At 35.0% G+C, this 14,896-nt stretch carries 12 protein-coding genes and 3 pseudogenes; 6 read left to right on the top strand and 9 right to left on the bottom strand.

All coding sequences use genetic code 11. The features are described 5' to 3' along the window. Positions 1–28 precede the first annotated feature (28 nt). On the top strand, positions 29–622 hold the full coding sequence (locus ONG75_RS02515; RefSeq protein WP_010405410.1) for a TIGR02217 family protein: 594 nt from the start codon (positions 29–31) through the stop codon (positions 620–622). Positions 623–835: 213 nt separating this feature from the next. On the opposite strand, the gene ONG75_RS02520 is transcribed toward ONG75_RS02515, so the two are convergent. Further along, positions 836–1,129 carry a hypothetical protein gene (locus ONG75_RS02520; protein WP_264375694.1) on the bottom strand — a complete coding sequence of 98 codons (294 nt, stop codon included), beginning with the start codon at positions 1,127–1,129 and terminating at the stop codon, positions 836–838. A gap of 152 nt (positions 1,130–1,281) precedes the next feature. Next, positions 1,282–3,957, bottom strand: a complete 2,676-nt coding sequence (locus tag ONG75_RS02525; RefSeq protein WP_264375695.1) for a 2-oxoglutarate dehydrogenase E1 component — start codon at positions 3,955–3,957, stop codon at positions 1,282–1,284. 393 nt (positions 3,958–4,350) lie between these two features. On the opposite strand from ONG75_RS02525, the gene ONG75_RS02530 reads away from it, so the two are divergent. Further along, the gene (locus ONG75_RS02530; RefSeq protein WP_264375696.1) at positions 4,351–5,718 is read left to right on the top strand and encodes a hypothetical protein; all 1,368 of its coding nucleotides are present in this window, start codon (positions 4,351–4,353) and stop codon (positions 5,716–5,718) included. A gap of 61 nt (positions 5,719–5,779) precedes the next feature. Next, on the top strand, positions 5,780–5,908 hold the full coding sequence (locus tag ONG75_RS02535; RefSeq protein WP_264375441.1) for a hypothetical protein: 129 nt from the start codon (positions 5,780–5,782) through the stop codon (positions 5,906–5,908). A 123-nt stretch (positions 5,909–6,031) separates the two neighbouring features. Here ONG75_RS02535 and ONG75_RS02540 read toward each other — a convergent pair whose 3' ends face one another. Further along, the gene (locus ONG75_RS02540; RefSeq protein ID WP_264375440.1) at positions 6,032–7,054 is read right to left on the bottom strand and encodes an IS110 family RNA-guided transposase; all 1,023 of its coding nucleotides are present in this window, start codon (positions 7,052–7,054) and stop codon (positions 6,032–6,034) included. 198 nt (positions 7,055–7,252) lie between these two features. Here ONG75_RS02540 and ONG75_RS07790 point away from each other — a divergent pair, with 198 nt between their 5' ends. Beyond that, positions 7,253–7,720 (top strand): transposase, encoded by a 468-nt coding sequence (locus tag ONG75_RS07790; RefSeq protein WP_405197623.1) that lies wholly within the window; start codon positions 7,253–7,255, stop codon positions 7,718–7,720. A gap of 34 nt (positions 7,721–7,754) precedes the next feature. Beyond that, positions 7,755–8,404, top strand: a pseudogene (locus ONG75_RS07795) (IS256 family transposase). A gap of 60 nt (positions 8,405–8,464) precedes the next feature. On the opposite strand, the gene trpS reads toward ONG75_RS07795, so the two are convergent. The 5 genes from trpS to ONG75_RS02570 form a co-directional block, all read right to left on the bottom strand. Continuing rightward, positions 8,465–9,463 carry a tryptophan--tRNA ligase gene (trpS, locus tag ONG75_RS02550; RefSeq protein WP_264375697.1) on the bottom strand — a complete coding sequence of 333 codons (999 nt, stop codon included), beginning with the start codon at positions 9,461–9,463 and terminating at the stop codon, positions 8,465–8,467. Positions 9,464–9,478: 15 nt separating this feature from the next. Next, on the bottom strand, positions 9,479–10,039 hold the full coding sequence (locus ONG75_RS02555) for a nucleotide exchange factor GrpE (protein WP_264375698.1): 561 nt from the start codon (positions 10,037–10,039) through the stop codon (positions 9,479–9,481). 62 nt (positions 10,040–10,101) lie between these two features. After that, positions 10,102–11,088, bottom strand: coding sequence for a polyprenyl synthetase family protein (locus tag ONG75_RS02560; protein WP_264375699.1), 987 nt, complete (start codon positions 11,086–11,088; stop codon positions 10,102–10,104). Between the two features lie 10 nt (positions 11,089–11,098). Then, positions 11,099–11,413, bottom strand: a complete 315-nt coding sequence (rpsP, locus tag ONG75_RS02565) for a 30S ribosomal protein S16 (protein WP_006015540.1) — start codon at positions 11,411–11,413, stop codon at positions 11,099–11,101. Positions 11,414–11,547: 134 nt separating this feature from the next. After that, positions 11,548–13,347: a peptidylprolyl isomerase gene (locus tag ONG75_RS02570; RefSeq protein ID WP_264375700.1), complete on the bottom strand. Its 1,800-nt coding sequence runs from the start codon at positions 13,345–13,347 to the stop codon at positions 11,548–11,550. A 189-nt stretch (positions 13,348–13,536) separates the two neighbouring features. On the opposite strand from ONG75_RS02570, the pseudogene ONG75_RS02575 reads away from it, so the two are divergent. Then, positions 13,537–14,309: pseudogene (locus tag ONG75_RS02575) on the top strand (IS5 family transposase). On the opposite strand, the pseudogene ONG75_RS02580 reads toward ONG75_RS02575, so the two are convergent. Continuing rightward, a pseudogene (locus ONG75_RS02580) lies at positions 14,192–14,888 on the bottom strand (IS5 family transposase); the annotation flags it as partial. The pseudogenes ONG75_RS02575 and ONG75_RS02580 sit on opposite strands and share 118 nt — an antisense overlap. Between the last annotated feature and the right edge of the window lie 8 nt (positions 14,889–14,896).

The raw sequence follows: 14,896 nt of genomic DNA on the forward strand, positions 1-14,896 counted from the left end.
ACTCAATTTTATTTTTACAGGAGGGCATATGTCATTTACAGAAATTAGATTTCCAGAAAATATATCTTATGGCTCTACTGGAGGACCTGAATTTTCCACTGACGTTGTAACAACTCATAATGGTTGTGAGCAGCGCAATATTAATTGGTCTCGTGCACGTGCCAGGTATAACATAGCTTATGGAGTTAGGTCAAACGAGCAGCTAACAGAACTCATAACATTTTTTCAGGCACGAAAAGGTAAAGCAATAGGGTTTCGTTTTAAGGATTGGTCAGACTTTACAGTTATCAATCAAGAAATTGGCATAGGAGACGATAAAAAAACGATCTTTCAACTGATGAAAACTTACATAAGTGGAAAAGACAAGCATACACGAACTATTAAAAAGCCAGTGCATGATACAATAAAAATTTACCTAGATGGTGAAAAGACAGAAAAATATTCAGTGAATTATTCAACTGGAGAAATAGCATTTATGAAACCACCAGCAAAAGGTACAATAATCACCGCAAGCTTCGAATTTGATGTACCAGTACGATTTGATACAGATTACCTAAACGCTTCTATTGATAACTATGGCAGCAATAGCTGGAACAATATTCCCTTGGTGGAAGTGAAATAAATTAAGTGGGCTACCATAAGCAATGCTAAGCCTCAGTAATCAACCATATATTTATCGAGGGTTGCTGTAAGTTATCTGGGTGTACATAGGCTCAACGAGCCTATGTCTAAATTCTATTGAGCACTATTGATTTCAGATTAAGCACAATATTCAACGCTGATTTTTCTGACTCCATTTATTTTATTCTTAAAAGTGCCTCTCTACCTTTACGTCTTAAGTTTCAATCCAGGTAACTGTTATTATAGCAGCATTAAATGCATCCATACAAGCTTGGCATTCACTATCATTGCACTCTCCTTCAAGCCTATCGTATTGGTTAAGTGTAATATTATCTTTATTCTTTAGCATAACTTTAAAGCATTCTTCATAATTTTTGCCAGTAGATTCACCTGTTTTGACATCAATAAGCTCGTCATTTTCAACCTTAAGTTCTATTCGAGAATTTGGTCTCTCTTCTTTTTTTGTAATAGCATGGGATTGTAATGGAAAAGTGTTATTATTACTCATAAAATACTCCTTAAAATTTATTCTAGTTATAGAATATAAAGTTTAAGAATCTGTAAACTAGTTTTGCTTGCCAAAATCTTCTTTGTGATATGGAAATTTTTTTATTGCTATAAGTTATCTAGGTACAATTAATGAGCCTGACCAATTGCCATTTAGTGTTTGCACAATTGTACATGCACAACTTGCTTCAAAATTTCTGCTTGTTGTTGAGCATGGACATTAGCATAACCACATGCAGGAGATGCAGCAGCAGGTCTTGCAATGCACTTAGGTCTTTTTGCTTGAGCATTGAGGCCAGACAATACCTCTTCTATCAATGGGTTGACAAAGAACCATCCTCCCATATTTTTTGGTTCCTCTTGACACCATGTAATTTCAGCGTTCTTATATTTTTCAAGTTCACTGCCTAGTTTATCGGCCGGGAATGGATAAAATTGTTCTAAACGCACTACTGCTATATCGTTTATTTTTTGTGCTTCAAGCATTTCAATTATGTCGTAATAAACTTTACCACTACATATTACAACTTTACGTATTTTATCACTTGCAACTAAACCTTTTCTACACTCTGGAATTACCGTAAGAAATTTTCCTTCAAAGTCAGAAAGGTTAGAAACTGCGCTTTTATGACGCAATAGTGATTTAGGTGTAAACACCACTAAAGGCTTACGAAAATCTCGATTAATTTGTCGGCGTAAAGCATGAAAATAATTCGCAGGAGTAGAGCAATTAACCACCTGCATATTATCCTCTGCACAGAGCTGCAAAAACCTCTCTATACGAGCAGAACTATGCTCAGGCCCCTGCCCTTCATAACCATGAGGCAAAAGTAAAACTAGACCACTTGACCGCAACCACTTTGTTTCTGCAGATGAGATAAATTGGTCGATCATAATTTGCGCGCCATTTGCAAAATCACCGAACTGCCCTTCCCAGAGCACAAGTGAATAAGGAGAATCAAGGCTATATCCATATTCAAAACCCATCACAGCATACTCAGATAGTGCGCTATCTATAACTTCAAAGCGAGCTTGCTTCTCACTTATGTTGTTCAGTGGAATAAACGTTTCTTCTGTTACTTGATCAACAAGTCTTGAATGACGGTGCGAGAAGGTACCGCGACCAGAATCTTGTCCTGACAAGCGCACTCCTATTCCTTCTTTAAGCAATGACGCGAATGCAAGACTTTCAGCAGTTGCCCAGTCTATGTTGCTACCGGAATTTATACTGTCTATTCTGCCATCAAGTATTCTTCTGACTTTATTATTGAGATTAAAACTACTTGGAATATTGCTATTTATGTGTACACCTAATTTTTTTAGCTCATCTGGTGAAACACCAGAGTCCGTATAATATTCACTCAAATCGTTCAACTTTGCTCTCCTGAGTTTTAACCACACTCCATCAAACCAGTCAGCTTTCTTCGGAGTATAAGTCGTTGACTCAGTAAGGCTTTTATCTAATCTTGTTCTAAATTCGCTGCGTAATTTACTTACTTCATCGCTACCTAGCACTTTCTCTGCAGTCAGCTTCTCTTCGTACAGCGTGCCTGGAGTTTTATGCTTTGATATTGCTTTATACATAAGTGGCTGAGTAAAATTTGGCTCATCGCCTTCATTATGGCCATATTTGCGGTAGCATATTATGTCAATCACCACATCCTTTTTAAATTTCTGCACATACTCCATTGCCAAATTCGCAACAAAACTCACAGCTTCTGGATTATCTCCATTAACATGAAATATTGGAGCTTCTATTGATTTTGCTACATCAGTGCAATAAAAAGATGAGCGTGCGCAGGATGGGTTGGCGGTAAAACCAACTTGGTTATTAATAACAATATGCACGATACCACCTACTGTATAACCTTCAATGTTGCTCAAAGTCAGGGTTTCAGCAACCACTCCCTGCCCGATGAAAGCTGCATCACCATGAATTGACACTCCAAGCACAGATCTTATATTTTGCTTCGCTCTTACTCTTCCAGCTAGAACTGGATTTACCGCCTCAAGGTGAGATGGGTTAGGACATAAACTTAAGTGTATTTTTTTACCACCAGCAAGTGCTCGATCAGAAGAGTAACCAAGGTGATATTTGACATCACCAGATACCTCAAGACCACTTGGGTATGCAAGATTGCCTTGAAATTCAGACAGCATTGCCGCATATTCTTTCCCCATAACTTTGGTTAGAACATTAAGCCGTCCTCGGTGGGCCATACCAAGAACTATTTCTTCAATACCAAAAGCTGCAGAATCACTAATAACTCTTTCAATTGCAACAATGGCTGACTCCCCACCTTCGATAGAAAAACGCTTATATCCAGGAAATTTCATATGGAGAAATTGCTCGAACATCTCAGATTCAATCAAGTGCCTTAGTATTTCTTTTTTATCCTGAGGGCTTAGCGTATAGACCTGATTTTCAATTTTCTCCTGCAGCCACACTCTTTCCTCATAAGAGGAAATATGCATAAATTCAAACCCGATGTTCTTGCAGTAAATATCTCTATATATTTCAGCATCATACGCTGGAGAGATATTCAAATATTTCTGATAATCTATTTCTTTATTTACATGCGGTGATAATGGATTTAAGTCCGCAAAAAAATGACCGTAAGATCTGAAGAAATTTGCTAAGCTAGAAATTGAATCATCCGACTTGACTGCGTGCTGTGCATTGCAGGCTTCCGTTTTATTCATTTCTAAATTGCTTGAAAAAATCCTATTCCAATCCTCCCCGATTGATTTATCGCCCTGCAGATAACGGCTATACATTTCTTCTACAAATTCTGCATTATCACCATAAAGGCAGCTTAGACTTAGCATAATCACTACAAAAGATATCAAATACTTATAAGTATAACTTAAGTTTTTTAAAAAAGAACTCCTTTAGTTTCTAATTATTAAGTTATACAAACACTGTAATCCGAGTTTTCCAGAAAGGGTGTCATTCTAGACTGACATCTAATCTTTCCATAAATGCTGTATTTCAACATAAAACAACTATACTCATCAACTTGTGCCCAATCATAATTCCTAGATTCCAGTGTTAGCTACTTGTTTTTTGGATTTCTATACTATTGCTGATTGAAGATTATTGAAATTTTTTTGCACATTAAGGAACGCAAGCGTTTATGAGTCAGAGGATAAGTCATATAACATTTACTCGGTCTTAATACTTTGAATTTATATTTAAGTAAACGATAAACAGTAATTGGTATGAGTGATCTATTTAAAAGTGACAATTATGATAAAAATCTCAATTCTTTGATAAGAGTCATAAAGCTGAAGGATACAAAAAAAATTAATGAACAATATGATGAAACACTGAAAGATTTATCTCAAGCTCTGAAGAATTTTACAAACAACGCAAAAGATGTAGCCAAATTTGTTATATATAGCGACTTGAATAATTATGTAGAACCTTTGAGCACAAAGCCACTCGGTTTTATTGGAACATTAAAAGGGATATTAGATAGAGTCTTGGGAAAAGATATTCCAACTAATGATAATGACATAAAAAATTTTGTTGGTGATGAATTATCAGGTTTCACTATAGAAAAAGCAGCCGAATACACAAATATTTTAAGTACAATTAATCTATTCAAGAAAGGACTTAAAGAAATTTTAGATTCGAAACAGAGTGGAAAAGGCAATAAAGCACATAAATCATACGAAGTAAGCACGGAAAATAAAACGACATCAAAGCAGAAGGAAGATACTCCTAAGCTGCAAGAAGGAAAACAGCCGGTAGGAAAATTAGTTATGAAGAGAATAAAACGGCCAACAACAGCACCTCCGCCACCTCCTACTGCCTCAAAAAAGGTACACTTTAAACCAGAAATAGAGAATGTATCTCCTGAAGATTCAGGCTATGAAAGTTCATTAAGTGAAGAGTCTGGACATGAGGAAATATCAAATTATCAAGAGAAAAGTAGTAAATCTTCAACAAAAGATTCGGAAGACTCAAAGTTAGCTAAAAAGGAGCCAACTCACAAAACGAAACCTAAGAAAAATGCAGGAACAAGAAGAGGATATAAAAAGAGACAGGCTCCAGAGCCACCAGCGCTAAACGCTACCAATCAAGAAATTAGGCAAGAAACTAAAGAAGATAAATCTGAAATACTGTCAAATCCTAAAAGGCTAGATATTGTTGATCAACAAGTGAGCACGAAACCAATAATAGTAGAAGTGACTTCGCAAAAATCAGCTGAAAGTAAACCAATCCTGAAAAAATCTGCTGATAAAGCAGCATCAGAAGTAAAAGCGGTTATTATAAAAGAAAAAGTAAATAGCAAGAAGGACGGTAGAGTAAAGTCAATAGTAGGAAAATTTGAGCAAAATCAAGTTGCTAAGAGCAAAGCCACCCCTGCAACACAAGCAGATATCGGTATGAAGAAAGATCCTGCACCATCGCAAAAAACTGCCTCCCAATCTCACTCATTTCCGGTAGGAAATAAAAGATCTAAAATGAACCCCATAACAGCAAAGTCCGATTCTAAACTTCCGGTTAGTAAAAAACCTCTTCTCACTCATGTTAGTGTAAAGAAAATAGCTGCACGATTTGAAAGCCATGGGGAGTGTTAAATAAACTGTGTCAAACCGAAAAAAAAGTAATAAATTGATATAAAAAAATGGAGGTTTGACAATGAGTCAGAAAGTAGTAAACAGAACTACCGGTTTGGTAGATTATAAAGAATTAGAAACAAATATCCTGTCGTCTATACGAGAAGGAAGATACCGTCTTGTCAGTCAACAAGAAAATTATAGAAATTGAATCTTAAGCTGTATTACGAAATCAAAAAATACTTTCTATCAACATATACACTAACCAACTACATTAAATAAATTTGTGTAAAATGCTATTTTACATAAGATAGAAAGTACGCATTTTTTGATTTTAAAGTACTAAATTCTCCTCCAACCGCTTTGCCCTGTAATTCTTGATATGGTCAGGATTAAAAGCACTTTTGGATTTTAGAACACCGAAAATGATATGGAGTAGCTTACGCATTGCAGCACCAACGATAGCCATATTATGCTTACCCTTTTCCTTTAATCTCTGGCAAAAACTAATAATGATAGGATTGTGATTCTTAGCTACTATAGCAGGAAAGAAAAGTGCTTTACGTAATGTTTGTGAACCGGATTTACTTAATCTGGGTTTGGCATATACAGAGGAACCTGACGTCATATTTCGTGGTATAACTCCTGTATATGCTGCCAATTGCCTGGCATCTCTAAAAACCTCTATGTCAGGAACTTCAGCTAAAATAGCTATTGCTGATTCTTCTCCTATTCCTGGAATAGTCAATAGAAGTTGAAAATTTTCCAACAATTCTTTATGTTGATTTAATAGTTCACGTACGGAGTTTTTTATTGTTTCTATTTTTTGAGCTATATTCATTGCAAGGTCTTCCCAAGCACTTGCAACTTCTTTAAGCAGTCTCTCTTTTTTTTCTAAGTGGTTATTTACTAATGTTAACTCATCTTTTAACGCAACTGAGCAACGATAAAGATGTTTTAATTTTTTCATTTCAGGAGAAGGTGGTGTCCAACTAGAAGGTTCCTGTCTTTGGCAATAATCAGCAATAACTTCTGCATCGGTCTGATCATTCTTTTGTCGTATCAGCTTACTCCTTGCATAAGATTTTATGCAATAAGGATTTACAACACTAACAGAATGTCCAGCGTTGTGCAGAAACTCAGCCAAAGCTTCGCTATAACAACCAGTAGCCTCCATGCAGGCTTTTACTTCTTCTACATTATGTTTTTGTAGAAAGCTAAGTAAACCTTGAAACCCAGAATCCTCGTTTTTAAAACTCCTTTTTCTAGTTTCACATCTTCCTTTTTTGCTTATGAACGAGAGAAAAACATCAAAGCGATCTTTCGATACATCTATACCTAAAAAGTTGTTGATCATATATAACCCCATGCGTTACCATTAAAAATGAAAAGTAAGGCTAGTCTTGTGAATACAGAATTAGAACCATTTAGGTTTTTCTACGATACCGTCCAGCCTGTACTCTTGAGAAGAGAACTCTTATCTACCTTACAGATTTTATATCTAAGACCACTGACAGAGTTCTTCTCTTCTCCATCTAATGCTTAAGCTTAAAACATTAGATGCTTTTTACAAGATACAAGACCGTTGACAGGAAGAGATGGAGCATTAACACCGTTTATAAAAAAGTTGCTGGAGGTAAGCCTGGAAGGTGAAATAGAAAACCACTTGTCGGCTGAAAGCGAAGAGAATAATCGAAGAAATGGGAGGAATGCAAAGACTTTACGTACAAGCGCAGGGTCATTTGAGCTTTTGACGCCAAGAGATAGGGAAGGAAGTTTCGAACCACAAATAGTCAAAAAAAGGCAAACAAACTTACATCCAGAGCTTGAAACGAAGATTTTGAGCACATTTGCCAGTGGTATGGGCTATAGAGATATAGTGTCACATGTTGAGGAAATTTATGATCACAAAATATCGGCGGCAGAGATATCAAGTATTACTGACAAATTGCTACCAGTAATCAACGAATGGCGTAGTCGCCCGCTGCAGTCTGTATATCCGATAGTTTTCATGGTTTTTTAAAGTCAAAGAGGACGGGCATTGCGTAAGTAAATGCATGTATAATATATTAGGCATAGATCAAAATGGCAAAAAAGAAGTATTAGGTTTTTATTTGGCTGAAAGTGAAGTTCTGGTTGGGAGTGCTAAATGACCTCAAAGAAAGAGGAGTAGAAGATATCCTTATTGCCTGCGTTGATGGGCTGAAAAGCTTTCCTGCAGCTATAAACAGTGTCTTTCCTAATGCGGAAGTGCAGATGTGTATAGTGCATCAGATACGCAACTCACTGAAGTATGTGGCCAGTAAAGATGCGAAGAGTTTTTTGAGCGATTTAAAGAAGGTATATCAAGCTTCAAGCAAGGAAATTGCCGAGAATTATCTGTTGGAATTGGATGAAAAATGGGGCACAAAGTATCCTATGGTTTTGGCAGAATAATTGGGAAAACTTGTCTGGTTATTTTAAGTATTCTGGTCCAGTTAGGAGGATAATCTACACCACCAATCCCATAGAGGGGCTACATAGGCAAATTAGGAAATTCACTAAGACCAAAGGCTCATTTACCAGCATAAATGCCTTGTATAAGCAGGTATATTGTGCTATAAAGAAGGCAGAGGAAAAGTGGACGATGCCTGTACATGATTGGGCTTTAACTATCTCTCAACTTGATGTTTTCTTTCCTGGCAGATTGAAAATTGAGTTGAACTAAAAATGCGGTTTGACACAGTTTATTTAACACTCCCAAGCCATGGGAAGAAATAGTTGTAACCTATTGAACAAACCCTATAATATCCTTGATCTTTTTTATATTGTTATTTGCAATCTCTGCTGCTTTTTCTGTACCTTCTTTTAATATTTTATGTAAATGGAGCTGATCCTTCAAAAGACCGTTCAACTTCTCACGTATGGGTGATATAACACTGATGATTAAGTCAGCTAACTCTTTTTTAAAGTGTTTCATATCATGTTTATTCACTTCTTCACACACTTTTTCCACATTTAAATCACTAAGCACTGAATAAATGTTTACCAAATTGTTTACTTCTGGACGGCACTTTAAAGTAGCAAAATCAAAGCCTAGAATTGAATCTGTTTTTGCTTTTTCTATTTTCTTGACAATCAAGTCATCTGTATCGTCAAGGTTAATGCATGAGTATTCTGAAGAATCAGATTTGCTCATCTTGCTTGCTCCATCTCTTAAGCTCATTATTCTTGATGTGCAATCCAAAGTTAAGATTTCAGGTATGATGAAATGACTACATTTATAATGATTGTTAAAAGCTGATGCAATATCACGTGCAAGTTCTAAATGCTGTTTTTGATCATCGCCAACAGGAACATATTTAGTTTGATACAGCAATATATCCGCAGCCATAAGTACTGGGTAGCTGTATAACCCAAGAGAAGCTTTTTGCTTATCGCTACCAGCCTTATCTTTAAATTGAGTCATACGATTAAGCCAACCAATTGGTGTATAGCACCCAAGCAGCCAGCCCAATTCTGCATGACCACTAACTGCGGATTGATTGAAAATAATCGACTTTTCCGGATCTATTCCACATGCAATATAAGTTGCTGCTGCTTTAAAAATATTATTTTTTAATTCATTTGCGGGAAGCTTATTTGCTGTGATTGCATGCAGATCAACAACACAAAAAAGAGATTTATATTTATCCTGCAAGCCTATCCACTGCTTAATTGCACCAAGATAATTGCCCAAGTGTAATACTCCACTTGGCTGAATACCTGAGAAGACAACTTCTTCCATACCTTGAGTGTGTTATTAGTTACTTTCGCAATCAGCAGATTTTTTAGAAAGAATAACCATTGCAGGACGAAGCAACCTATTTTTAATTGTATAACCAGTTTGTAGTACTTCTACAATAGTGCCAGGCTCTTTTTCATTATCTTCTCTTTCCACAACAGCTTGATGTAAATTGCTGTCAAAAGAGTTACCTATTGGATCTATTTCTTCTATTCCATGTTTTTTTAGATCACTCACAATCTTTTGGTGCGCCACTTTTATTCCTTCATGAATAGGATCATCATCTTTCAAGTTTTCCATTGCTTTTTTTAAATTGTCACAAGAGTCGATCATATCACGTGCAAATTTTGTGACTGCATAATCACTTGCATCGCTAATTTGCTTTTGCATTATACGTTTAACGTTTTCATTATCCGCAACAGCGCGACGTAAATGATCTTCAAGCTGAACTGCACGTTCTTTTAATATATTAAGCTCTTCACTTAAATCACCTGTTTGCTGATCTTCTTGATCATCCCCTTTTCGTTTACTGACCATATCGTCAAATTTCTTTTTTTTCTCTTTATTACTATCTGACATATCATTCACCCTTACAAACTTAATAAATATATAACAATCAATCTAAAAATATCAAGCGTTAGCTATCCTTGTCTTTCTATGCTTGCATTTAAAAAGTCAATCAAAGCAGTTTTATAAAGAGAATCAGAAAAAGTATCAATATTACTTTGCGCCATATTAATATAGTGTTTAGCTTCTTCCATAGAAACATGAATGGCATTATGATGATTAATATATTGTAATGCTTGGTCAAAATTGTGTCTAGCTGAAGAAAAAGATTTCTCCCAGAATTTTTGTTCTGATGGGCTGCCTTTTTCATATGCTATAATAGAAGGTAAAGTAACTTTACCTTCAAAGAAATCTTTTCCAAGTTGCTTTCCTAAAGTGCCTTGATTAGCAGTATAATCTAGCACGTCATCAATTATTTGGAATGCCATACCAAAATTAAACCCGAAATTCCTTAGCCTCTCTGTTTCGTCACTTGTGGCTCCAGATACTACTGATGCAGCCTCGCAGCATGCAGAAAATAAAGATGCTGTTTTTTCTCCAATGATATTAAAATAATTTTTCCTAATTGTGTTAGGGTCAAAACGCGTTGTCATCTGCTTTATCTCACCCTTGACAAGCAAATTAGATGCCTTAGATAAAATAGAGAGAACACTTAAATTCCCACATTCTATAAGCCATCTAAATGCTAAGGTCAATAATAGATCACCAACTAAAATGCTTGATTTATTCCCCCAAATTTTATTTGCTGTTGCAACTCCATGGCGTGCCTTACTTTCATCAAGCACATCATCATGAAGTAAAGTAGCGTTGTGTATAAATTCTACCGATGCAGCAATGTTGACCCTACTCTCTCCAGAGTAATTCAGCATTTTACACATAATAAAAATGAGCTTAGGCCTTATCTTTTTTCCTCCTGAATTAATAAGATGAGATGTAATATCGGTAGCAAGCTTAGTACCTTCATCATTGACATTTTTGAAGATAAAGTCATTCATAGCCAATAAATCAGAAGATACAATATCATCTAATTTACTACTTTTTGTTAAATCAGTGTTTAGCATTTAAGAGGACTTATGCTTCTTGCCCTTGTACTTTCTCAACTTTTTTCTTTTCTATTTTTTTCGATTCTGTTTCTAAATCTACTATGCCTTTTTTAATGAACCACATTACCCTTTCAGTTGCTTGCGCTCCTACACTTAGCCAATGTTTTAATCTATCAGCTTTTACCACAACACGATTTTTATTGTCTTTTGGCAACATTGGATCATATTGTCCTATTCTCTCAATAAAGCGCCCATCTCTTGGTGCTCGTGAATCGGCTACAACTATCCTATAAAAAGGACGTTTCTTTGCCCCAAACCTTGCTAACCTTATTTTAACTGCCATGTCAACCTTTATTCATATATTAATTACAATTTAAATACAATAAACAGCTCAAGTCAAACTAATTGTACCTCTTTTACCTAAAAATACAATATAGCCCCCTCCAATCACTCATAAAAGGAAGATAATAAACTTTTTTATATATCATCAATCATAGCATGATTAACTTCTACTCTATATTTTGATTTTAGATAGCTAATTAACTGTTCCTTTAGCGATATCATCACACGTTTTCCGGTATCAAGCATGTTTAATTTACCATTTGATGAATGCATTTCTTTTAGAACGCCTATTATAATTTCATTATTGTATTGAATAGGATCTGTTACCGAATTAGTTGTTTTCATATTGAAAATCTCTTCTATGAAAGAAAAAGGGTAGTTTTGTTCATTGCGTTGTATTTGCTGGCCTTTAACCAATTTTATACCTTGCATTTCTTCCAAATCTGTCTTTTCTCTTAGTTGAACTGCTACTTCTTGTCCCATTTTAAACATTCTTTCTTTTATAAATTCACTACGCCAAAGCTTTATGGCTGATTCCCTACTTTCTTCAAAATTTTGTAATTTAGGAGGAACGATATCACTGATTTTTACACCAACAACAGTATCTCCAACACCCTTAAAATAATTCTTCTGATCTTTCTCGCGTGAAAAAATGAAAGAAATGAAATCACTGGAATTTCCTACTTCATTACCACTTTGGTCTTTCCCACTAGCATCTACTGGACCAATGGTTTGTATAGGTAAATTGTAATTATTGGAGATTTCTTCAATCGTTGCACCATTGTATATCTTATAATTCACTTGATTTATGAAATCATTGACTTTTTCAAAAGACTTTTGATTGGTTAAAACTGACCTTATGTCTTTTTTTAAATCAACCAAGTCTTCATCAGAGATTTGATGTATGCTTTCTACCTTTATTACGTGCCATCCAAAATTGCTTGTTAAAACTTCACTTACTTCACCTGTTTTGAGAGCAAATACCTTTTCTCTCATATTTTCAGGTAAGAAATCCTTAGTTATATTATTTACTCTGGTTTCATCGAGTTTCACTTTATTAAACTCTTCTATTATTTGTTCAAAGCTTGCTTTACTTTCTTCAAGTGCTCTTCTTGCTATTTCAGCTTTTTCTTTGGTAGGAAATATCACATTGAATATGTCTCTTTGATTTTTAAGTTCCTGATGTTCTATTATACTATCAACCTCTTCATCTGAAATTCTGATTTGATCTTCAAAATATTTTTGATCCAGAGAAATGTATTGCGCAGTTCGATACTCAGGGTAATAAAAATTGGACTTATTTCTTTCATACAAATCAAGTAAGGCTTGATCATCTGGTTCAGGAACGTCTGTAATTGCATCCTCAGTTATTTTAACAATATCAACTACTCTAGTTTGGTAGCGATTTTTGTATATCTGCTCATCAACACCCTCACCAAAAGTTACCGGATAATTATCTTTAAATAACGAAGTCATGAACATCATTGCAGGCAGGATTTTCTCTAGTTTTTCTATATATTCCTTTTCTGTTATATGCAGGCTATTTAGAGTTTGATGGAATTTATTATGGTCAAATTCTCCTTTATCGTCCTGAAAATACTTGGTATTTTTTATATGGCTTTTGATAGATTCTTCTCCAACTTTTAATCCAAGTTCGCTAATTAGGTTAAACAATAGTTTTTGCTCTATAAGTGCGTTAAGTAAATCATATTTCAGCTTTTTTACTTGTTCTTTACTTACATCAGATCCAGAAATTTGCTTTTCATAATTTTGATATAGTAATTTATATTCATCTGATGTTATAACTTCCTTTCCTACTTTAGCTAATTCTTTCCTTTCATCATCATTTGATAAAAGATTGCCAATCCCCATAAAGATTAATAAGCAAACTAAAAGGAGAACGATTGCCTTGGTAAAAAAATTTCTAATACTCATTGTAAACTCAGTTAACTAACACTTAAATTTAGAATAGCAATAATTTAATATTTGTAAATCTATTAACAAATTAGCTAATATATGTAATATTGTAGTGTATTAAATTGAATGGAAGCTTATATTAACCTAAGAGCCTGTAAGTGATCTCTGAATATGTTAAGATGAGGTATAGTTGACATGAGGTAAAGTATGAGGAATACATATCCAAGTGACATAAGTTGTGAAAAATTCGAAAAGATTAGACTAATTTTAGAAAGCGTGCGAAAGAAAACAAAGCCAAGAAGATTAGGTTTATATGAGTTATTTTGTGGTGTGCTTTATGTACTAAAAAGTGGCTGTCAATGGCGAATGCTTCCAAAAGAGTTTCCAAGATGGCGAAATTTTTACGATTACTTCAAGAAATGGAGTAAAAAAACGAATGAAGATAGAGAAAATGTTCTAGAAATTGTCTTAAAAAAAATTGGTTGGAGAGAACAGTGGTCGGAATACCAAAACAAGCTTCTGCATCATTGATGCCCAAAGTGTAAAAAATAACGATACTGCTGAAGAAAAAGGTTATGATGCTGGCAAGAAAATTTCAGTAATAAAGCGTCATATCGCAGTTGATACACAAGGTTTGACACACGCAATTCATATAACAACGGCAGAAATAACTGATCGTAGCAGTGCTTTGACAATGGTTAAAAATGCTAAAGAAAGTCTCTCTGAAGTTAAAAACATACTGGTTGATGCAGGCTACACTGGAGAAAATTTTGCAACACAGATGAAAGTAACTATTGGTGCAACTGTTGAGGTGAAGCACCTTTGCTGTATTGCCAAAAAGATGGGTTGTTGAGAGATCTTCTTTTTCCAACCAAGCAAAAGATCTCTCAACAACCCATCTTTTCGGCAATACAGCAAAGATGTGTAATTCGCTGCGCTTTATCACTTCAACAGTTGCTCCAATAATATCTTTTATTTGAGTTGCAAATTTTTCTCCCGTATAACCCGCATCAACTAGTATATTTTGGACTTCAGAGAGGTTTTCTCTTGCATTTTTGATCATTTTTACAGCACTGCTACGGTCAGTTATTTCTGCTGTTGTGATATAAATTGCGTGTGGTAGACCTTGAGTATCAACTGCAATATGGCGTTTTATTCCTGAAATCTTTTTACCAGCATCATAGCCTTTTTCTTCAGCAGTATCTGCATTTTTTACGCTTTGTGCATCAATTATGCAGAAGCTGGTTTTTTCTTTCCGACCATTGTTTTGTCGAACTACGCCAACTATTTTTTTTTAATACCAGCTCCAGAACACTTTCTTTATTTGCATCTGCTTTTTCACTCCACTTCTTAAAATAGTCGTAACAATTCCGCCATTTTGGAAACTCTTTTGGTAACATTCTCCACTGGCATCCACTTTTTAGGACGTATAATACTCCACAAAATACATCATATAAATCAAGTGTTCTCGGCTTTGTTCTCTTCCTGCAAGACTCCAGATCTGCTACAATAATCTCAAACTTTTCTCGACTTATATCACTTGGATATAAATTTCGCATATCCTACT

The organism is Wolbachia endosymbiont (group B) of Sphaerophoria taeniata (genome assembly GCF_947179355.1).
GTDB lineage: Bacteria > Pseudomonadota > Alphaproteobacteria > Rickettsiales > Anaplasmataceae > Wolbachia.

Coding starts and splice junctions, on each gene's coding strand:
- ONG75_RS02515 (WP_010405410.1), top strand. CDS start 29: ATGTCATTTACAGAAATTAGATTTCCAGAAAATATATCTTATGGCTCT.
- ONG75_RS02520 (WP_264375694.1), bottom strand. CDS start 1,129: ATGAGTAATAATAACACTTTTCCATTACAATCCCATGCTATTACAAAA.
- ONG75_RS02525 (WP_264375695.1), bottom strand. CDS start 3,957: ATGCTAAGTCTAAGCTGCCTTTATGGTGATAATGCAGAATTTGTAGAA.
- ONG75_RS02530 (WP_264375696.1), top strand. CDS start 4,351: ATGAGTGATCTATTTAAAAGTGACAATTATGATAAAAATCTCAATTCT.
- ONG75_RS02535 (WP_264375441.1), top strand. CDS start 5,780: ATGAGTCAGAAAGTAGTAAACAGAACTACCGGTTTGGTAGATTATAAA.
- ONG75_RS02540 (WP_264375440.1), bottom strand. CDS start 7,054: ATGATCAACAACTTTTTAGGTATAGATGTATCGAAAGATCGCTTTGAT.
- trpS (WP_264375697.1), bottom strand. CDS start 9,463: ATGGAAGAAGTTGTCTTCTCAGGTATTCAGCCAAGTGGAGTATTACAC.
- ONG75_RS02555 (WP_264375698.1), bottom strand. CDS start 10,039: ATGTCAGATAGTAATAAAGAGAAAAAAAAGAAATTTGACGATATGGTC.
- ONG75_RS02560 (WP_264375699.1), bottom strand. CDS start 11,088: ATGCTAAACACTGATTTAACAAAAAGTAGTAAATTAGATGATATTGTA.
- rpsP (WP_006015540.1), bottom strand. CDS start 11,413: ATGGCAGTTAAAATAAGGTTAGCAAGGTTTGGGGCAAAGAAACGTCCT.
- ONG75_RS02570 (WP_264375700.1), bottom strand. CDS start 13,347: ATGAGTATTAGAAATTTTTTTACCAAGGCAATCGTTCTCCTTTTAGTT.